We start from the raw sequence: 18,818 nt of genomic DNA on the forward strand, positions 1-18,818 counted from the left end.
TCTCCGGATCGTTCAGTCCAGCAGGGAGATCGCAGGGAGAACCTCGCCTCCCGCTTCGCGTCACTTTAGTCCACGGCGCCTCCCGGTCAATCAACCGGCCTGCGCGTCGCGGGCCGGGGCGGCGCGAAGCGGTACGCGTGGCGGAATCACCCGGACGGGGCCGGTCCGCCACTCCTGTGGGTTAGCTCACAGCCGAGTGCGCCCACGTGCGCGCTCCGGTGCTTTTGTCCCCACTCTTCACCCGTTCCCGGCGGGCCGCGGCCCTCGGTGGCCAGTAACGTCATGGCTATGACGACTTCTGCATCGGTTCCCACAGGCCCGGAGTCCGCCATAGCCGACGGCGGCTCCGTCACCGACCACCTCGTCGCGGCCAACGCACGGTACGCCGCCGAGTTCTCCGACCCGGGGATGGACGCCCGGCCCGTCCGGCAGGTCGCCGTGGTGGCCTGTATGGACGCACGGCTGGATCTGCACGCCGCGCTCGGACTGCGGCTGGGCGACTGCCACACGATCCGCAACGCCGGCGGTGTCGTCACCGACGACGTCATCCGCTCCCTGACCATCAGCCAGCGGGCGCTCGGCACCCGCAGCGTGGTCCTGATCCACCACACCGGCTGCGGCCTGGAGTCCCTCACCGAGGAGTTCCGGCACGAGCTGGAGATGGAGGTCGGACAGCGCCCGTCCTGGGCGGTGGAGTCGTTCCGGGACGTCGACCAGGACGTGCGGCAGTCGATGCGGCGGGTGCGCACCTCGCCGTTCCTGGTGCACACCGATGACGTGCGCGGGTTCGTCTTCGATGTGAAGACCGGCCTGCTGCGGGAGGTCGAGGCGGCCTGACGCCCGACCGGCCGCCGAGCGGCCAGTTGTCCACAGTCGAGTGACACGAATCCGTCACGGCGGCAAGAATGCGGGAGGGGCGTCCCACGGAGTTCTCCCGTGTGGTGTCCGTGTTTTCGGGGAGGGCCGGTCCGCAGTGCTGGGGCATCGGTCCGGAAAGTTGGGGTGAACCCTTGCTGCTCTGCACGCGTGGGGATGGGCCGAGGAGGGCCGGGTGACGACCTATGAGGACCGAGCGAGCCATGGGGGCGCCCCCGCCCGGGCGTATTCGGGGGTGGGGGACGATCTGACCGCCGTCGTCGAGCGCGTGCGGGAGTCGGTGGAGAGCGTGATCGAGGGCAAGCCCGAGGTCGTACGGCTCTCGCTGACCGTACTGCTCGCCGAGGGCCACCTGCTGATCGAGGACGTCCCCGGGGTCGGCAAGACCATGCTGGCCAAGGCGCTGGCCCGGTCGATCGACTGTTCCGTGCGGCGCATCCAGTTCACTCCCGACCTGCTGCCGTCGGACATCACCGGTGTCTCCATCTGGGACCAGCAGCGCCGGGACTTCGAGTTCAAGCCGGGCGCGATCTTCGCCCAGGTGGTGATCGGCGACGAGATCAACCGCGCCTCCCCCAAGACGCAGTCCGCCCTGCTGGAGTCGATGGAGGAGCGTCAGGTCACCATCGACGGCCAGACCCACGAGCTGCCCAGCCCGTTCCTGGTGGTGGCGACGCAGAACCCGGTCGAGATGGAGGGCACCTACCCGCTGCCGGAGGCCCAGCGCGACCGGTTCATGGCCCGGGTCTCCATCGGCTACCCCTCCGCGGAGGCCGAGCTGCAGATGCTCGACGTGCACGGCGGGGTGAGCCCGCTGGACGATCTGCAGCCGGTGGCCCACGCGCACGAGATCGTGAAGCTGATCGAGGCGGTGCGCGGCGTGTACGTGGCCGAGCCGGTCCGGCGGTACGCCGTGGACCTGGTCGCCGCCACCCGCACCCACCCCGATCTCAGACTCGGTGCCTCGCCGCGCGCCACCCTGCATCTGCTGCGCGCGGCGAAGGCGTCCGCCGCTCTGAACGGCCGGGACTACGCGCTGCCGGACGATCTGCAGGCCCTGGCCGTCGCCGTGCTGGCGCACCGTCTGCTGCCCACCGCGCAGGCGCAGCTCAACCGACGCACCGCGGAGCAGGTCGTCCAGGAGATCCTGCAGCGCACGCCGGTGCCCGCCGCGCCCCAGCAGGCGGGGGCCCTCGGGCTGGGCCACGGCCCGGCGTACGGCCAGCAGCCGCCGCGGAGGCTCTGATGGCCGGCGGGGGGACGGGACCGGCGGAGGCCGACGACCGGGGCGACAGCGGCGGCATCCGCACCGCCCTCGCCGGTCTGACCACCCGCGGGCGGTCCTTCCTCGCCGCCGGCATCGCCGCCGGGGTCTGCGCCTACGTCCTGGGCCAGAGCGACCTGCTCCGGGTGGGTCTGCTGCTGGCGGTGCTGCCGCCGGTGTGCGCCACCGTGCTGTACCGCACCCGGCACCGGGTCGCGGGCAGCCGCCGGCTCTCCCCCGGGCGGGTTCCCGCGGGCAGCGAGGCCCGGGTCCATCTGCGCGTCGAGAACATCTCGCGGCTGCCCACGGGTCTGCTGATGCTCCAGGACCGGGTGCCCTACGTGCTCGGGCCGCGCCCCCGCTTCGTCCTCGACCGGGTGGAGGCGGGCGGCCGGCGCGAGGTGTCCTACCGGGTCCGGTCCGATCTGCGCGGCCGCTACCCGCTGGGGCCGCTGCAGCTGCGGCTGACCGACCCGTTCGGCATGTGCGAACTGACCCGGTCCTTCTCCAGCTACGACACCCTCACCGTGATCCCGCGGGTCGAGCCGCTGCCGCCGGTGCGGTTCGGCGGCGAGGCGAAGGGGTACGGCGAGGGGCGGCAGCGCTCGCCGGCCGTGGCGGGCGAGGACGACGTGATCCCGCGCGGCTACCGCCACGGCGACGACCTGCGCCGCGTGCACTGGCGTTCCACCGCGCGCCACGGTGAGCTGATGGTGCGCCGCGAGGAGCAGCCGCAGCGCTCCCGCTGCACGGTGCTGCTGGACACCCGCGGCGTCGCCTTCGCCGGCGCGGGCCCCGGCTCGGCCTTCGAGTGGGCGGTGTCGGGCGCGGCGTCGGTGCTGGTGCACATGCTGGAGCGGGGCTTCTCCGTGCGGCTGCTCACGGACACCGGCAGTGCGGTGCCCGGGGAGGGCGCCGACGGTTTCACCGGCGCCGGCCAGGAGACGGCGGACACGGCCGGACTGCTGATGGACACCCTCGCGGTCATCGACCACTCCGACGGCACGGATCTGTCCCGGGCGTACGACGTGCTGCGCGGCGGCGGCGACGGGCTGCTGGTGGCGTTCTTCGGCGACCTCGACGAGGAACAGGCCGCGGTGGCCGCCAGGATGCGGCGGCGCAGCGGCGGCGCGCTGGCCTTCGTCCTCGGCAGCGATGTCTGGCTGCGGGAACCGACCGATGTGCCCGGCCCGTTGGACGGAGGTGACGAGCGGTTGCAGTTGCTGCGCGAGGCCGGCTGGACGGTCGTGAGCGTGCCGCGCGCCGCCTCCGTGGAGGAGATGTGGCGCCGGGCGGACCGGGAGCGTTCGGGCGTGGTCGCGGCGAGCGGTGGGGAGGGCACGTGGTGAGCGGGCAGGCACGGCTTGCGGTGTCCGCGTGGGCGGCCACGCTGATGGCGGCGTGTGCGCTGCTGCCCCTGGTCGACCCGTTCCTCTGGATCCTGCAGGCGGCGTTCCTGCTGGCCGTCCAGTCCGTGGTGGGGGCGGTGGCCCGGCGGGTGCCGCTGGCCCGGCCGCTGACGGTGGCGGCCCAGGCCCTGGCCGGGCTGGTCCTGCTCACCCTGGTCTTCGCCCGCGGCCAGGCCCTGGCCGGGCTGATACCGGGCCCGGAGGTGTTCGGCCGCTTCGCCGAGCTGCTGCGGCAGGGCGGCGACGACATCGCGCGGTACGCGATCCCGGCGCCGCTGGAGTCCGACGGCATCCGGCTGATGCTGATCGGCGGGGTCCTGGTGATCGGGCTGCTCGTGGACGCCCTCGCGGTGACCTTCCGCAGCGCTGCCCCGGCCGGGCTGCCGCTGCTCGCGCTGTACTCGGTGGCCGCGGGGCTCAACGACGGGTCCGGCGGCTGGGTGTGGTTCCTGATCGCGGCGGCCGGCTATCTGATGCTGCTGCTGGCCGAGGGGCGGGACCGGCTCGCCCAGTGGGGCCGGGTCTTCGGCGGTGCGTCCCGCTCACCGGACGGTGGGCAGAGTGCTGCCGTGGCACCCGCACGCGCCGGGCGGCGGATCGGCGCGCTGGCGCTGGGCGTCGCCCTGGTGGTGCCGCTCGCCCTGCCGGCGATGAACGGCGGGCTGCTGGACGGCACCGGCTCGGGGGTGGGCTCCGGCAGCGGCGGCGGGGGCACGATCTCGGCGGTGAACCCGCTGGTCTCGCTGCGCGACAGCCTGAACGTGGACGAGAACCGCGAGGTGCTCACGCTGCGCACCGACACCGACGACGTGTCCGGTCTGTATCTGCGGATCGTGTCCCTGGACGACTTCGACGGCACCACCTGGAAGCCGTCCAAGCGCAAGATCACCGCGGTGCCGGGGGGCACGTTCCCGGCCCCGGCCGGCCTCGGCCCGGACATCCCGCGCCGGGAGATCTCGACGACCGTCTCGGCGGCCGACTGGTACGCCCAGACCTGGCTGCCGATGCCGTACCCGCCCAGCGGGGTGCGGGTCGAGGGCAACTGGCGGTACGAGCCGGTCGGGATGACGCTGGTCGGCGACCACGGCCAGAACACCCGCGGGCTGACCTACCGGGTGCGCAGCCTGGAGGTGCAGCCGACGCCCGAGCAGCTCGCCTCGGCGCCCCGGCCGGCACCGGCGACGGCCGAGGAGTACACCAAGCTGCCGGACTCCCTCCCGGCGGTGGTGGCGCAGACCGCCCGCGAGGTCACGGCGGGCGCACCGAGCGCCTACGACCAGGCGGTGATGCTCCAGGAGTACTTCGCGGTCAACGGCCGTTTCGAGTACGACACCGAGGTGGCGGTCGGCAGCGGCTCCCAGGCGATCGCCCGCTTCCTGCGGGACAAGGAGGGCTTCTGCATCCACTTCTCCTTCGCGATGGCGGCGATGGCCCGGTCCCTGGACATACCCGCCCGGGTGGCCGTGGGCTTCGCGCCCGGCACTCCGCAGGCGGACGGCACGGTGTCGGTCGGGCTGCGGGACGCGCACGCCTGGCCCGAGCTGTACTTCGAGGGGGTGGGCTGGACCCGCTTCGAGCCGACCCCGACCCGCGGCAGCATCCCGTCCTACACGGTGCCGGACGCGCCCGGCAGCACCACTCCGGACGTGCCGCGACCGTCTCAGGAGGCCTCGCAGGCCCCGTCGGCGCAGCCCTCGGCCGACGAGAGCTGCTCGGCGGAGCGCAGGCAGCTCGGCGGCTGCGCGAGCGAGTCCCCGCAGGCCGCCCTGGCCTCGGACGACGACGGTCCGCGGTGGTACGTGGCGCTGGCCTGGGCGCTGGGCGGGCTCGCGGCCCTCGCGGTTCCGCTGGCCCCGATGCTGTGGCGGATGCGGGTCCGGACGGTGCGGCTGGGGTCGCACGGGCGAGGCGAGGCGGAGGTGGTGCCGGACACCCTGGCGGCCTGGCAGGAGCTGACGGACACTGCCTGGGACTTCGGGATCGCTCCGGACGAGTCGCAGACCCCGCGCAGGGCGGCGGCCCGGATCGCCCGGCTCGGCGGGCTCGATGCGGCGGCCGAGGCCTCGGTGCACCGCGTCGCGGACGCCGTGGAGCGGGCGCTGTACGCACCCCGGCCGCGGCCGGTGGCCGGTCTGGCGGACGATGTCCGCCGGGTGGACTCGGGGCTGCGGGCCGCGGCCGGCCGTGGCCCGCGGCTCCGGGCCCGCTTCGCGCCCCGCTCGACCGTACGAGTGGCCTGGGCGGTGTCGGCCCGGTGGACCGGTGTGCGTACCCGGCTGGCGGCGGCCCGCCCGGCGTGGCGCGGGACCTCGGGGCAGCGCGGCTGAGCCTGTCCCGGGCGCGTCCCGGGCACCGGGCCCGGGCATGTGTGAGGGGTGGCCACCGGCTGGGTGGCCACCCCTCACACATGTCGGATTCTGTTGTCCGTGTCTGCGGTGTCCGTGTCTGCGGATGATCCGCCGGAGCGGCCCTAGTGGCCGCCCTGCTGCTCGTCACGCCGTCGCTGCCAGCGCTCTTCGATGCGCTCCATCATGGAGCGTTTCTGCCGTCCCTGACGGTGTCCGGGGGGTTGGGGTGCGGCCCCGGCGGCGGGCTGCTCGCCCGGCTTGGGGGCCTTGCGCCAGCCGGTCACGGCGAGGACCGCGCAGCCCAGCATGACGAGGAATCCCACGACGCTGAGCCAGACCTGCTGGGCGACCATACCGGCCATGAGGAGCGCAATACCTACGAGGAAGCCCGCGACCGCCTGGTAGACCCGTCGCCGGGTGTACGTACGCAGCCCGCTTCCCTCAAGCGCTGTCGCGAACTTGGGATCTTCGGCGTACAGCGCTCGCTCCATCTGCTCGAGCATGCGCTGCTCGTGCTCCGAGAGCGGCACGGAGTCCTCCTCATCGTGCAGTCGCCGGGGCGACCCGGGGGGTCCCTTCAGGATAGGCAGGGAATCGCCCCCGTGAAACCCGCCCCTCTGCGCCAATTGGCCAACCGGTCTCCGCCATGACGTCCCGGCTCGCTGAGATTCCCATTCCCCAGCGGCCGACCCCTCATGCCGGGCGGTCTCCCTCGATCATACGGCGACGGGCCCCCGTTCGGGGGGCCTGTGGCGTACTCCATGTGCAGCAGCGCTGCTGATCAACGGACGAGTCCGTCGCTGATCAGCGACGGGTCCCGGGTGAACAGCCCGGGCCTCTTCAAACCTCCCGCGTCTCACCGAGCACGTGGAGCTGGGTGGCCACGGAGTGGAAGGCCGCCAGCTCGGCGGCCGCCGCCTCGAGCCGCAGCAGCGCGTCCATGGCTCCGGGCTCGGTGTCCACCAGCACACCGGGTACGAGGTCGGCGAAGACCCGCACACCGTGCACGGCGCCGACCCGCAGGCCGGCGCTCTCGACCAGGGCGGTGAGCTGCTCGGCGGTGAAGCGGCGCGGCATCGGGTCGCCGGTGCCCCAGCGTCCGTCAGGGTCGTCCAAGGCCTGCCGGGCCTCGGTGAAGTGGCCGGCCAGGGCGCGGGCCAGCACGGCGCCGCCCAGCCCGGCGGCGAGCAGGCTGAGCACGCCCCCGCTGCGCAGCGCGGCGACCGCGTTGCGGACGCCCTCGGCAGGGTCGTCGACGTACTCCAGGACGCCGTGGCAGAGCACGGCGTCGTACCCGCCGCGCTCGACCACGTCGAAGAGGCCGTGGGCGTCACCCTGGACGCCCCGCACCCGGTCGGCGACCTCGGCCTCGGCGGCCCGGCGCTCCAGGGCGAACAGCGCGTTGGGGCTGGGGTCGACGACGGTGACGCGGTGGCCGAGGCGGGCCAGGGGCACCGCGAAGTTGCCGCTGCCGCCGCCGGTGTCGAGGACGTCCAGCGCCTGGCGTCCGGTGGCCTTGGCCCGGCGGTCGAGGGCGTCCTGGAGGACCTCCCAGACCACGGCGGTCCGCAGCGCGGCGCGGGGACGGGACGGGTCGGAGCGCAGCGACGTCGGGTGCGGATGGTGGTGGGAGGCGGGCGGGCGCATCGGGTCCGACACGGCAGTTGTCTCCTCGGCGCGGCACCGCCTCTGGCGCGGCGGAGCGAACGGGCTGCCCGGCCCGGCCCGGGTGCGGGCGGGGCGGGCTTCATGCGCTTCCCACCCTATTGCCTCCCGGGCCGGCGGCTTCCGGTGGCCTGCCCGGTCAGCCCGCGTCCGGCAGGGGCCGCTCCCCCGCCTGCCTCACCTCCCGCGCGCCGGTCTGCCGCCCCGGCCGGCCGGCGTCCTGGCGCGGCTGCGGCAGCACCGGCTGGAGCACCAGCATCCGCTCCACCAGGCGCAGGAACACCGCCACGTCCCGTATCAGGTCGTCGGCGTCGCGGCTGCCGACGGCGCCCTGGATGCCCGCCTCGGCGCGGGCGCGGCGCCCGGCACCCGAGGCGAACAGGGCGCTCCACTCGGAGAGCTCGGGTGCGACCTCCCGGAGCACCTCCCAGGCGCTGCGGATGCGGGCCCGGCCCCGCGGGGTGGTCTCCGGGCGGCCCCGGGCGGCGAGCACGGCCGCGGCGGTGCGCAGGGCGGCGAGGTGGGCTCGGGCGTACCGCTCGTTCGGCGAGTCGAGAACGGCGGCCTCGTCCAGGACCGAGCGGGCCCGGGCGAGCAGGTCGAGGGCGGCAGGCGGGGCCGTGGCCCGGCGGAGCACGGGGTGCACATCGCTCGCCGGGCCGGTCAGTGAGGGGGCAGGGCCGGCGGCGCGGCGCCGGCGGGCGGCGGCTGCGGACGGGTGGGCCATGACGAACCTCCTGTCGTCTGCGTGACGGCGCCCTCACACGGGGTGCCGTATGTGTCCATCGTGGGGTATGGCACTGACAATCCGTTCTGACCTGGGCTTTTGCTTCGACCGGGAGTTCGGGCTAACTTTTGAACTGACCAGTCAGTTCAAAACGCTGTATCAAGCTCAGGGGGTGGGAGCCGTGGACGGTCCGTGCGGACTGGACGTCAGGGCCCGCGACTTCGGACTGCGCGGGCCGCGCGGCTGGGCGTTCCGCGGGGTCACCGTGGACGCCGGGCCGGGCTCGCTGATCGCGGTGGAGGGGCCGTCGGGGTCGGGCCGCACCTGCCTGCTGCTCGCCCTGACCGGGCGGATGAAGCCGACGGAGGGGACGGCCGTCGTGGGCGGGCTGGGCCTGCCCCGGCAGATGGCCGCACTGCGCCGGGCCAGCGCACTCGCGCACGTGCCCGGGGTGACCGATCTCGATCCGGCGCTGACCGTCGCCGAGCATCTGCGCGAGCGGGCGCTGCTGCAGCGCCGCTTCGGCGACTCGCTGCGCGGACTGCTGCGGCCGCGCGCCCGGCGGGCGGCGGAGGCGGCGCTGCGCATCGACCGCGCGCTGGCGGCGGCCGGGCTGGACCGTGCGGCCCTGCCCAAGGGTTCCCGCACGGCCGTACGGGACCTGGAGCGTCCGGAGGCGCTGCGGCTGTCCGTCGCGCTGGCCCTGCTGGGTCGGCCACGGCTGCTCGGCGTGGACGACGCCGACCTGAAGCTGTCCGCCGCCGAGCGGGGGGAGCTGTGGTCACTGCTGGGGTCGATCGCCGAGTCCGGCACGACGGTCGTGGCCGTCTGCACCGAGGCTCCGGAGCACGCGGTGACGGTGTCCACCCGCCCCGACGACACCCCCGGCACGGGCTCCCCCGCCCCGGGCTCACCCGACGAGGGCGCACCCGGGACCGGCACCCCCGACGGCACTCCGCCGGACAACGACACCCCGGACGACGACACCCCGGACGACGACACCCCGGACGACCGCCCGCACGGCGGCTCCGACGACGCACCGAAGGAGGCCGGCGATGCGCTCGCCGAGGCTGGCCGCGCTTGAGCTCAGGCGATTCGGGCGCGGACGCCTGCCGCGCGCCGCTCTGGTCGCACTGCTGGTGCTGCCCCTGCTGTACGGCGCGCTGTACCTGTGGTCCTTCTGGGACCCGTACGGGCGTCTGGACCGGATCCCCGTCGCCCTGGTCAACGAGGACCGGGGGGCGACCACCGACGGCCGGAGGCTGACCGCGGGCGACGACATCACCGAGCGGCTGCACGAGAGCGAGACCTTCGACTGGCACGAGGTGAGCGCCGACGAGGCCCGCAGGGGCGTGGAGGACGGCACGTACTACCTGTCGCTGACCATGCCCGGCGACTTCAGCCGGCGCATCGCCTCCAGCGAGGGCGACTCCCCGGAGACCGGCGCACTGCAGGTGCGCACCAACGACGCCAACAACTACATCGTGGGGCAGATCTCCCGGACGGTGTTCGGGGAGGTGCGCCAGGCGGCGTCCACGAAGGCCTCGCGCACCTTCCTGGACCGGATCTTCATCTCGTTCTCCGACATCCACGGCAAGACGGTGGAGGCCGCCGAGGGCGCGGACGACCTCAAGGGCGGCATCGGGAAGGCGAAGAAGGGCTCCGAGGATCTCGCCGACGGCCTGAAGGACGCCCAGGACGGCAGCGGCGACCTGTCCAAGGGCCTGAAGAAGCTGCACAAGGGCGCTCGCGACCTGGACGACGGCGCCCGGCAGGTCTCCGAGGGCACCCAGGAGCTCGCCGACCGGGTCAACGGGGTCTCCGGGAAGGTGTCCCCCTTCCTGAAGGACAACGAGAAGACCATCGGGGACACCGCACAGCTCGTGGCGGACTCCTCCGAGGTGATCCGCAAGCACCTCGGCACCCTGGTGAAGCGCACTCCCGCCGCGGCCGAGGGCGCCCACGCGGCCGAGGACACCCTGAGCGGCATCCACGAGCGGCGCTGCACGGACCCCGTGCTGTCCGACGCCGCCTGCGCCGACCTGGAGAAGGCCAGGGACGCCGCGGCGGACGTGGCGGTCATCGCCGACGACCTCGACACCCTGGTCGCGGACCACGACGGCGACCTGAAGAAGCTGGACGGGAACCTCGCCACGCTGCAGAAGCAGGCCGAGGATCTCGCCGAGCGCGCGCCGCACCTCTCCGAGGACCTCGACGACGCGGTCAAGCGGATCAACAAGCTGAACACGGGCGCCGGGAAGGTCGCTGCAGGCGCCGAGGACCTGCGCAGGGGGCTGGGCACGGCCAGGACCGGTGCCGTGGACCTGGACGAGGGCGTCGGGCGGCTGAAGACCGGCGCGGACGATCTGGACGGCGGCATGTTCAAGCTGGTGGACGGCTCGAGCGAGCTGGCCGGCGGGCTGCACGACGGCGCCGAGCGGATCCCCGACTACGACGAGCCCGAGCGCGACCGGCGCACCGGCGTGATGGCCGACCCGGTCAAGCTGGTCGCCGACAACCTGCACAAGGCACCCAACTACGGCACCGGGTTCGCCCCGTACTTCATCCCGCTGTCCCTGTGGGTGGGCGCCATGGTCGCGTACATGGTGATCGCGCCGATGAACCGGCGCGCCCTCGCCGCAGGCGCCTCGGCCTGGCGTATCGCGCTGGCCGGCTGGCTGCCGGTGGTGGCGATCGGGGTGCTGCAGACGGTGGCGCTGATGTCGGTGCTGCACTGGCTGGTCGGCCTGGAGATGGCCCGGGCGGCCGGGACGGTCGGCTTCCTGTTCCTGGTCACGGCCTGCTTCACCGCGATCATCCAGTGGCTGAACGCCCGGTTCGGCGCGGCCGGCCGGATCCTGGTCCTGGCTCTGCTGATGCTGCAGCTGACGTCGGCGGGCGGCACGTACCCCGTGCAGACCAGTCCGGACTTCTTCAACGCGCTGCACCCGTTCCTGCCGATGAGCCATGTGGTGGAGGCGCTCCGCAGGCTGATCACGGGCGGCGGTCTCGAACCGGTGTGGCTGGCGTGCGGGGTTCTCCTGCTCTTCACGCTGGGCGCGCTGGCCCTGACCGCGCTGTCGGCCCGCCGCCGGCAGGTGTGGACGCTGGACCGCCTGCACCCGGAGCTGACCCTGTGAGCCCATCGGTGCGATCTTCCGGGAGGGTTCCTGTGACAATCAGGGCCATGGAAAGCAGCAGCGCCACCTCCGCGCCTGGAGCGGGCTCCTCGCCCTCCGGCGGCCGGAGCCGCCGCGAGGCCACCCGGCAGAAGCTCTACGAGGCTGCCGTCACCCTCATCGCCGAGCAGGGCTTCTCCGCCACCACGGTGGACGAGATCGCCGAACGCGCGGGGGTGGCCAAGGGCACGGTCTACTACAACTTCGCCAGCAAGTCCGTGCTCTTCGAGGAGTTGCTCCGGCACGGCGTGGGACTCCTGACCGCCTCTCTGAAGGAGGCGGCGGAGGACACCGCGCGCGCGGGCGGCAGCAAGGTCGACGCCCTGGACGCGATGATCCGCGCCGGCCTGGTCTTCATCGACCGCTACCCGGCCTTCACCCAGCTGTACGTGGCCGAGCTGTGGCGCACCAACCGGGCCTGGCAGGCCACGCTGATGGTGGTCCGGCAGCAGGCGGTGGCGGTCGTGGAGGGGGTGCTGCGCGAAGGGGTGGCGGGCGGCGAGCTGAGCGAGGAGATCGACATCCCGCTGACGGCCGCCGCGCTCGTCGGCATGGTGCTGGTGGCCGCGCTGGACTGGAAGTCGTTCCAGCCGGAGCGCTCGCTGGACGACGTCCATGCGGCGTTGTCCCGGCTGCTGCAGGGACGGGTGTCCGGCCGCCCCTGAGCGGGGGCCGGACGGCAGAAGCGCCGGTCCGGGCCGACCGCGTCCCCCGCGGGCCGGCGCCGGACCGGCGCTTCCTTGCGCACCCCCGTACGTCCCCCCTGGGAACCCCCGTTCCTCTCGGTCGTCCCCCGGGTCTCCCCCGTGTCTCGCTCCCGCCGGCCTCGGCCGGCGGAAGGAGCGGATCGCGGGCCGGTCCGTTCCGGCGCCCCGTGCCGCCGGTACCGGGCCCGTGCCCCTTTCCGTGTCTCCACTGTCCCGTCCGGGCCGGTCCGGTCCCATCCGCCCGGGTACTCATCTCGCCGGCTGGGTACGGGTACTCAGTCCTGCGTACCGGGGCCCACGGCGTGTGTGTGCCGGGCCCGCTGCGGCCGTGCCGCCGGGGAGTGTCAGTGCCGGTCGGTAGAGTCCCTGGCATGGCACGGATTGCGGTGATCGGCGCCGGGATGGGCGCGATGGCGGCGGCGGCCCGGCTGTCCGTCGCGGGCCACCGGGTGACGGTGTACGAGCGCACGGAGACGTACGGCGGAGCGGTGCGCCGTGTCGAGCGCGACGGCTTCCGCTTCGACGCCGGCCCCGGTCTGCTGCCGCTGCCCGCGGTCTGGCGCGATCTGTTCGTCAAGACCGGCAAGGAGCCGCTGGAGCGGTGCGTCGAGCTGGTCCAGGTCGACCCGTCCGCGCGGCACGTGTTCGCGGACGGCACCGGGGCCGCCCTGCCGAACGCCTCGCGCGCGGGTGTGGTGGCCGCCCTGGACGCGGCGCTCGGCCCGGCGGCCGGCCGGCGCTGGGGCGACTTCCTGGTGCGGGCCCGCGAGGCCTGGGACCGCACCCGCCGTCCGCTGCTGGAGGAGCCGCTGTGGCCCGACTGGCAGGTGCTCGGCGAGCGCGAGCCCTACCCCGCGGTTCCGCACAAGCGACTGCTGCGCACCCGGCGGGCACAGACGCTCGCCGAGGTGGGCGCCTGGGAGCTGCGCGACGCCCGGCTCACCGCCCTGCTGGAGAGCCACGCCCTGGCCTGGGGCCTGGATCCGCGCAGCACTCCTGCGAGCGCGGCCGTGCTGCCGTACCTGGAGCACGCGTTCGGCACCTGGTACGTGCGCGGGGGGCTGCGCGAGCTGGCCCGTGCGGTGTACGAGCGCTGTCTGGCCCGCAGGGTCGATTTCCGCTTCGGTGCGGAAGTCACGGCGATCCTCGAGAAGGACGGCCGTGCGGCGGGGGTGCAGCTGGCCGACGGCGGCGTGGCCGAGGCCGCGTTCGTGGTGGCAGGAGTCGCGCCGGGGGTTCTGGACCGGATCGCCGGGGGGATGGGTGCGCGCGGGGGCGGCGAGGTCCCGCCGCACGGGCCGGCGGCGAGCAGGATCACCGTGCTGCTGGCGCTGCGGGGCGGTCGCCCGGAGGGCACCGCGCAGCGCACGGTGGTTCATGCCGTGGACCGGGAAGCGGAGCTGGACGCTCTGTTCGGGTCCGCGCCCGGCCCGGCCGCGCGGCCGACGGTGACGGTGCTGCGGCCGGCCGATCCGCAGCTGGTCCCGGACAGCGGCCACGAGGCGGTGACCCTGACCGCGGTGGTGCCCGTCCGGCCCGACCGGGGTCGGGCGGAATCAGAGACGTTCGGTCTGCACACGCAGAACCTGATCACTGCCGCCGAGCGCGCGATACCCGACCTGCGCGAGCGCCTCCTGTGGCACGAGGCGCGCACCCCGGCCGATGTCGCCGAGGCGACCGGTGCGGAGGGCGGGGCGGTGCCGGCACCCGCGCTGGCCGCGGCGGGGGGCCGGCTGCTGCATCCGTCCAACAGCACGCGCACCGGCGGCCTGTTCACCGTGGGCGGCTGGTCACATCCCGGCGGCGGGCTGCCGCACGCGGGCATGTCGGGCGCGCTGGTCGCCGGTCTGATCGTGGAGGGGCCGGAGTTCCGGGGCTCTCAGTGAGCCCCTTCGCGCCGTCTCCGGCCGTCCGCCGTCAGAATCGGTACTGCTCGTCGAACCCCTGCTGCTGCCCCTGCGGTTGACCGTTGCCCTGGTAGGGGTAGGCCTGCTCGGGCGGGAGTTCGCCGCCGTAGGGGTCGTCGGTGCTGCGCTGCTGGGGGACCCACACCCCGCCGGCCGGGGTCTCGCCGCCGTAGCCGCCGGTGGCGTAGGGGTCCTGACCATAGGTCTGCTGGCCGGTGGTGTCGTAGCCGGTGTCGTACCCGGCACCGCCGTAGGTGTGGGTGCCGATGTACGGGTCGGAGTAGGCGGCGTACTGCTGTTCGCCGCCGGTGTCGTAGCCGTAGCCCTGCTGGCCGTAGCCGGAGTAGTCGTAGGCGTAGGACGCGTCGGCGGTCTGGGTGGCCGCCGCGGCATGCTGGTCCTGGCCGTAGCCGGCGTCCCGGTAGACGCCGTAGGAGCCGGTGTCGTCCGGCATGGGCTGCGGCTCGTAGACGGCGGTGGTCTCCGCGGCCGTGGGGTCGACCGGGCGCGCGGGCGCGAAGACGTCGTCACGGTCGTGGTCGTCACGGTCGTGGCCGTTGTGGCCGTAGCCGTCGGGTCCGTAGCCGTAGGCGACGCCGTCGCGGTCGTGAGTGCCGTCGTCGTCGCCGTAGTCGGCCCCGGTCGGCTCCAGTCCGGAGACCTCCAGCGTCGGGTCCCGGTGGACCGGCTCGGGCCGGCCGCGCCGGCCGGCCAGGGCAGCCGGGGCGGAGACCGCCCACCCGGCCGCGAAGCCGCGGCGGAACGACAGGGTCACATAGGTCTGGCCGACCGCGAAGGCGGCCGCACCCAGCCCGATGACGATCACCGACGGGATCAGGACGCCGACCACCACGCCGAGGAAGCCGGCGAACGCGAGCAACCGCCAGCGCAACCGCGCCTTGTACTGCAGCAGCACCTCTCCGAGCAGCCACAACGCGACGATGCCGAACGCGATGTAGAGGACCGTCCAGCCCATGTACGCCCCTCTCCCAGTGACCGCTACGCAGTGTGTCGTATGTACGTGCGGCCGGTCTAGGCCTGCGGGGGGTGGTGCAGGCCCAGGTTCTCGTAGATTTCCAGCGTCGCCGTGGAGTTGTTGAGCGTGATGAAGTGCAGTCCGGGCACACCCTCGGCCAGCAGCCGCGCGCAGAACTCCGTGGCGAACTCGATCCCAAGGGAGCGTACAGCCGCCGGATCGTCCTTGGCTGTGAGGAGTCGCTCTTTCAGCTCGGCAGGGAACGAGGCGTTACTGAGCTTTGGCAACCGTTCCAGCATCTTCACGCTGGTCACCGGCATGACCTCGGGGATGACGGGGGTCTCGCAGCCGGCCGCGGCGACCTTGTCGCGCAGACGCAGGTACGACTCGGGGTGGAAGAACATCTGGGTGATCGCGTAGTCGGCGCCGGCCCGGCACTTGTCGACGAAGTGCGCCACGTCCGTGTCCCAGTCGCTGGAGCGCGGGTGCATCTCCGGGAAGGCCGCCACACCGACGCAGAAGTCGCCCGACTCCTTGATGAGCCGGACCAGCTCTGCGGCGTAGGTCAGGCCCTGCGGGTGCGGGACCCAGTCGGCCAGCGGGTCGCCGGGCGGGTCGCCGCGCACGGCGAGCATGTTGCGGATCCCGGCGTCGGCGTACTGGCCGATGATGTTGCGCAGCTCGGCGATGGAGTGGTTGACGGCGGTGAGGTGGGCGACGGGGGTGAGGGTGGTGTCGGCGGCGATCTGCTCGGTCGCGCGGACCGTGCCGGAGCGGGTGGAGCCGCCCGCTCCGTACGTCACGGAGACGAAGCTGGGGGCCACCGCCTCGACCCTGCGGAGCGCGTTCCACAGGTTCCGCTCGCCCTTCTCCGTCTTGGGCGCCCAGAACTCGAAGGAATACGTAGTGCGTCCGGCGGTGAGCATGTCGCGGACGGTGCGCGCGCGATCAGTCCTGGTGGATGCGGTTCCGAGGGCCATACGGGCAGGTTAGCCAGGGGCGGGCGGTCCCCCAACCGGAGGCAGATCTTTTGTCCGAATTGTCGGTTTACTGTCCACGTTTTGGACATACATGGACGCCAAGGGGTCTGCAGACGGCCGGACTGTCCGCATCCTGGACATCGCCGGGTCCATCGGCCCGATGACGGCCCTCCATCGCCCGCCCCGGTCCTCCTACGCCGCGCGGAGCCGCCCGGCGAGCTCCGCCGCCGCCGCGCCGGGATCGTCCGCCTCGGTGATCGCGCGGACCACGACGGCCCGCCGGGCACCCGCTTCGAGGATCTGGTCGAGGTTGCCGAGATCGATGCCGCCGATGGCGAACCACGGCCGGTCCGTACCCAGCGCGGCGGTGTACCGCACCAGGTCGAGGCCGGGGGCGTGCCGGCCGGGCTTGGTGGGGGTCGGCCAGCAGGGGCCGGTGCAGAAGTAGTCCACGCCGTCCTGGGCGACCGCCGCGGCTGCCTCGGACTCGGCGTGCGTGGACCGGCCGATCAGCACACCGGCGCCGAGAACGGCGCGTGCGGCGGGCACGGGCAGGTCGCCCTGGCCCAGATGCAGCACGTCGGCACGGGCGGCGTGGGCCACGTCCGCGCGGTCGTTGACCGCGAGGAGCTTGCCGTGCCGGGCGCAGGCCTCGGCGAAGACCTCCAGGTGGGCCAGCTCCGCGGCCGCCTCCATGCCCTTGTCGCGCAGCTGGACGATGTCGACGCCCCCGGCCAGCACTGCATCCAGGAACTCGGGCAGGTCACCCTGGCGCTCGCGCGCGTCCGTGCAGAGGTAGAGCCGGGCGTCGGCGAGCCGGGCGCGGGCGGTGACTGCGGTGTCGGCCATGCGTGGGGATCCCCCTGGTGTCGGTTCCGGTGTCGGCGGGGCGCCCCCGCCGTCGCTCTCGGGCGGGATGCGACCCCGCCGTTCGGCGGCGTGCGGCCGCGGCTCACCCGGGCCGCGGCTGCGGCCTGCCGCGGCCCGCACGGTGGGCGGTGGGTCCGGTCAGACGGCCAGCGCCTGGGCGCGGCGCTTCACCTCCGTGCCGCGATTCTCGCTCAGGGCCTGCGCGGGGGTGCCGGGCAGGGTGTCGTCGGGCGTGAAGAGCCACTCCAGCATCTCTTCCACCGTGAAGCCGTCGTCCCGCAGCAGTGTCAGGGTGCCGGACAGGCCCTTGACCACCTTGTCCCCGTCGATGAAGGCCGCGGGGACGTGCAGCGCGCGGTTCTCACCACGGCGTACGGCGATGAGCTGGCCCTCCTTGACCAGCTGCCGCACGCGGGTCACCTCGACGCCGAGCATCTCGGCGATGTCGGGGAGGGTGAGCCAGGCAGGGACGAGAGCATCGATCTTCGTGTCAATCTCGGTCACCCTTCCAGCCTGCCATCCGGCACTGACAGCCGGAAGCCGGGCCCGTCCGCCGGGCCGCGTCCGACCCTCGCCCGGCCCCGTCCGGGACCCCTCCGGACCCGTCCGGGACCCGTCCGGCCCGGACCCCTCCGGCCCGGGGCGGCCGGATCACGCCGTGGCCGCCTTCAGCGGCCTCGCCGGGTCGGCGAGCAGCCGCGGGTCCATCAGGGCGCCGGACTCGATCAGCCGCCTGCCCTGGGTCAGGTCCCGGGGACGGCCCACGGCCAGCAGGGCGATCAGCCGGTCCTCGCGCAGCCAGCACACCGTCCATGCGGGGCCGGACGGATCGCCGCGCCACAGGGTGGTGTCGGCGGACGTGTGGTGACCGGCGTACTGCACGAAACGGCCGAACTGCTCGGACCAGAAGTACGGCACCGGGTCGTACACCGGCCCGGACTCACCGGCGGCCGCCCCGAGAATGCCCGCGGCCACGGTGCGCGGCCCCTGGAGGGCGTTGTCCCAGTGATGCACCAGCAGCCGCTCGCCGTAGCGGCCGGAGGGGAAGGAGGCGCAGTCGCCGACCGCGTACACGTCCGGGGCGGAGGTGCGCAGCCGGTCGTCGGCGAGCACCTCGCCGTGCTCGCCCAGCGCGATCCCGGATCCGGCGAGCCAGGCGGTGGCGGGCCGGGCGCCGATGCCGACGACGACCGCGCCGGCCGGCACACGCGTGCCGTCCTCGAGCACCACGGCGCCGGGCTCGACGCGCTCCACACGCGCGTGGGTACGCAGTACGGCTCCGGCGTCGGCGTACCAGGCGGCCATCGGCGCGGCCACCTCGGCGGGCAACGCGCCCGTGAGCGGCCGGTCGGCGGCCTCCACGACGGTCACCGCGCAGCCCGCCTCGCGCGCGGCGGTGGCGAACTCGGCGCCGATCCAGCCGGCGCCGACCACCACGATGTCGTGCTGCCGGGCGAGCACCGGGCGCAGCCGCTCGGCGTCGTCCAGGGTGCGCAGCAGATGGACGCCGGGAACGCCCTCGGCGCCGGGCAGCGAGACCGGTTCGGCGCCGGTGGCGAGGACCAGGACGTCGTACGGGACGGGCCCCGCGGAGGTGTCCAGGGTGTGCTCGCCGGGCCGGACGCCGAGCGCCTCGCAGCCCAGCCGGAGCTCGATGCCGAGCCCCTCGAAGTCGACGTCGAAGGCGGACCCCTCGGCGGTGCCCAGCAGGACGGCCTTGGACAGCGGGGGCCGGTCGTAGGGCTGGTGCGGCTCCGCGCCGATCAGTGTCAGGGCGCCGGTGAAGCCCTGCTCGCGGAGGGTCACCGCGGTCTGTACACCGGCCATGCCCGCGCCGGCCACGACCACGCGGTCCGGAGGTCCACCGCGTCCGGGCGTCCCTTGCTGCGTCTGCTCGCTCACCTGATCAC

At 74.0% G+C, this 18,818-nt stretch carries 16 protein-coding genes; 8 read left to right on the forward strand and 8 right to left on the reverse strand.

Features of this window, described 5'->3' with window-relative positions; genetic code table 11:
* The first annotated feature begins 288 nt into the window (after nucleotides 1-288).
* From V5O46_RS00800 to V5O46_RS00815, 4 genes are all read left to right on the forward strand, one after another.
* Nucleotides 289-837: a beta-class carbonic anhydrase gene (locus V5O46_RS00800; protein ID WP_332882382.1), complete on the forward strand. Its 549-nt coding sequence runs from the start codon at nucleotides 289-291 to the stop codon at nucleotides 835-837.
* A 214-nt stretch (nucleotides 838-1,051) separates the two neighbouring features.
* Nucleotides 1,052-2,122 carry an AAA family ATPase gene (locus tag V5O46_RS00805; RefSeq protein WP_408648846.1) on the forward strand — a complete coding sequence of 357 codons (1,071 nt, stop codon included), beginning with the start codon at nucleotides 1,052-1,054 and terminating at the stop codon, nucleotides 2,120-2,122.
* Entirely contained in the window at nucleotides 2,122-3,489 is a 1,368-nt protein-coding gene (locus V5O46_RS00810; protein WP_332882383.1) for a DUF58 domain-containing protein, read from the forward strand. Before V5O46_RS00805 ends, V5O46_RS00810 begins: the two co-directional genes overlap by 1 nt.
* 44 nt (nucleotides 3,490-3,533) lie before the next feature.
* Nucleotides 3,534-5,876, forward strand: a complete 2,343-nt coding sequence (locus tag V5O46_RS00815; RefSeq protein ID WP_332882737.1) for a transglutaminase family protein — start codon at nucleotides 3,534-3,536, stop codon at nucleotides 5,874-5,876.
* A 143-nt stretch (nucleotides 5,877-6,019) separates the two neighbouring features.
* Here the strand turns inward: V5O46_RS00815 and V5O46_RS00820 are convergent, their stop codons facing one another.
* The 3 genes from V5O46_RS00820 to V5O46_RS00830 all read right to left on the reverse strand — a co-directional run bounded on the left by V5O46_RS00820 (nucleotide 6,020) and on the right by V5O46_RS00830 (nucleotide 8,289).
* A complete protein-coding gene (locus tag V5O46_RS00820) occupies nucleotides 6,020-6,427 on the reverse strand; it encodes a DUF3040 domain-containing protein (RefSeq protein WP_332882384.1) in 408 nt (135 codons plus the stop codon).
* A gap of 310 nt (nucleotides 6,428-6,737) precedes the next feature.
* Nucleotides 6,738-7,556, reverse strand: coding sequence for a methyltransferase (locus V5O46_RS00825; protein WP_332882385.1), 819 nt, complete (start codon nucleotides 7,554-7,556; stop codon nucleotides 6,738-6,740).
* Nucleotides 7,557-7,701: 145 nt separating this feature from the next.
* The gene (locus tag V5O46_RS00830; protein ID WP_332882386.1) at nucleotides 7,702-8,289 is read right to left on the reverse strand and encodes an SAV_6107 family HEPN domain-containing protein; all 588 of its coding nucleotides are present in this window, start codon (nucleotides 8,287-8,289) and stop codon (nucleotides 7,702-7,704) included.
* 181 nt (nucleotides 8,290-8,470) lie between these two features.
* On the opposite strand from V5O46_RS00830, the gene V5O46_RS00835 reads away from it, so the two are divergent.
* From V5O46_RS00835 to V5O46_RS00850, 4 genes are all read left to right on the forward strand, one after another.
* Nucleotides 8,471-9,373 (forward strand): ATP-binding cassette domain-containing protein, encoded by a 903-nt coding sequence (locus tag V5O46_RS00835; protein WP_408648863.1) that lies wholly within the window; start codon nucleotides 8,471-8,473, stop codon nucleotides 9,371-9,373.
* On the forward strand, nucleotides 9,345-11,429 hold the full coding sequence (locus tag V5O46_RS00840; RefSeq protein WP_332882388.1) for a YhgE/Pip domain-containing protein: 2,085 nt from the start codon (nucleotides 9,345-9,347) through the stop codon (nucleotides 11,427-11,429). Before V5O46_RS00835 ends, V5O46_RS00840 begins: the two co-directional genes overlap by 29 nt.
* A 47-nt stretch (nucleotides 11,430-11,476) precedes the next feature.
* Nucleotides 11,477-12,133: a TetR/AcrR family transcriptional regulator gene (locus V5O46_RS00845; RefSeq protein WP_332882389.1), complete on the forward strand. Its 657-nt coding sequence runs from the start codon at nucleotides 11,477-11,479 to the stop codon at nucleotides 12,131-12,133.
* A gap of 413 nt (nucleotides 12,134-12,546) precedes the next feature.
* Entirely contained in the window at nucleotides 12,547-14,061 is a 1,515-nt protein-coding gene (locus V5O46_RS00850) for a phytoene desaturase family protein (protein WP_332882390.1), read from the forward strand.
* Nucleotides 14,062-14,092: 31 nt separating this feature from the next.
* Here the strand turns inward: V5O46_RS00850 and V5O46_RS00855 are convergent, their stop codons facing one another.
* The 5 genes from V5O46_RS00855 to V5O46_RS00875 all read right to left on the reverse strand — a co-directional run bounded on the left by V5O46_RS00855 (nucleotide 14,093) and on the right by V5O46_RS00875 (nucleotide 18,810).
* Nucleotides 14,093-15,058 carry an SCO2102 family sporulation regulator gene (locus V5O46_RS00855; protein WP_332882391.1) on the reverse strand — a complete coding sequence of 322 codons (966 nt, stop codon included), beginning with the start codon at nucleotides 15,056-15,058 and terminating at the stop codon, nucleotides 14,093-14,095.
* Nucleotides 15,059-15,114: 56 nt separating this feature from the next.
* On the reverse strand, nucleotides 15,115-16,038 hold the full coding sequence (gene metF, locus V5O46_RS00860) for a methylenetetrahydrofolate reductase [NAD(P)H] (protein ID WP_332882392.1): 924 nt from the start codon (nucleotides 16,036-16,038) through the stop codon (nucleotides 15,115-15,117).
* 192 nt (nucleotides 16,039-16,230) lie between these two features.
* On the reverse strand, nucleotides 16,231-16,887 hold the full coding sequence (gene thiE, locus V5O46_RS00865; RefSeq protein ID WP_332882393.1) for a thiamine phosphate synthase: 657 nt from the start codon (nucleotides 16,885-16,887) through the stop codon (nucleotides 16,231-16,233).
* Between the two features lie 159 nt (nucleotides 16,888-17,046).
* Nucleotides 17,047-17,412 (reverse strand): Rv2175c family DNA-binding protein, encoded by a 366-nt coding sequence (locus tag V5O46_RS00870; RefSeq protein WP_332882394.1) that lies wholly within the window; start codon nucleotides 17,410-17,412, stop codon nucleotides 17,047-17,049.
* A 147-nt stretch (nucleotides 17,413-17,559) separates the two neighbouring features.
* The gene (locus V5O46_RS00875; RefSeq protein ID WP_408648848.1) at nucleotides 17,560-18,810 is read right to left on the reverse strand and encodes an NAD(P)/FAD-dependent oxidoreductase; all 1,251 of its coding nucleotides are present in this window, start codon (nucleotides 18,808-18,810) and stop codon (nucleotides 17,560-17,562) included.
* Nucleotides 18,811-18,818 lie beyond the last annotated feature (8 nt).

Source organism: Streptomyces poriticola (genome assembly GCF_036689765.1).
Taxonomy (GTDB): Bacteria; Actinomycetota; Actinomycetes; order Streptomycetales; family Streptomycetaceae; genus Streptomyces; species Streptomyces poriticola.

Excerpts from the sequence above, each read along its gene's own strand:
- V5O46_RS00800 (WP_332882382.1), top strand. The coding sequence starts at position 289 with ATGACGACTTCTGCATCGGTTCCCACAGGCCCGGAGTCCGCCATAGCC.
- V5O46_RS00810 (WP_332882383.1), top strand. The coding sequence starts at position 2,122 with ATGGCCGGCGGGGGGACGGGACCGGCGGAGGCCGACGACCGGGGCGAC.
- V5O46_RS00815 (WP_332882737.1), top strand. The coding sequence starts at position 3,534 with ATGGCGGCGTGTGCGCTGCTGCCCCTGGTCGACCCGTTCCTCTGGATC.
- V5O46_RS00830 (WP_332882386.1), bottom strand. The coding sequence starts at position 8,289 with ATGGCCCACCCGTCCGCAGCCGCCGCCCGCCGGCGCCGCGCCGCCGGC.
- V5O46_RS00840 (WP_332882388.1), top strand. The coding sequence starts at position 9,345 with ATGCGCTCGCCGAGGCTGGCCGCGCTTGAGCTCAGGCGATTCGGGCGC.
- V5O46_RS00845 (WP_332882389.1), top strand. The coding sequence starts at position 11,477 with ATGGAAAGCAGCAGCGCCACCTCCGCGCCTGGAGCGGGCTCCTCGCCC.
- V5O46_RS00850 (WP_332882390.1), top strand. The coding sequence starts at position 12,547 with ATGGCACGGATTGCGGTGATCGGCGCCGGGATGGGCGCGATGGCGGCG.
- V5O46_RS00855 (WP_332882391.1), bottom strand. The coding sequence starts at position 15,058 with ATGGGCTGGACGGTCCTCTACATCGCGTTCGGCATCGTCGCGTTGTGG.
- metF (WP_332882392.1), bottom strand. The coding sequence starts at position 16,038 with ATGGCCCTCGGAACCGCATCCACCAGGACTGATCGCGCGCGCACCGTC.
- thiE (WP_332882393.1), bottom strand. The coding sequence starts at position 16,887 with ATGGCCGACACCGCAGTCACCGCCCGCGCCCGGCTCGCCGACGCCCGG.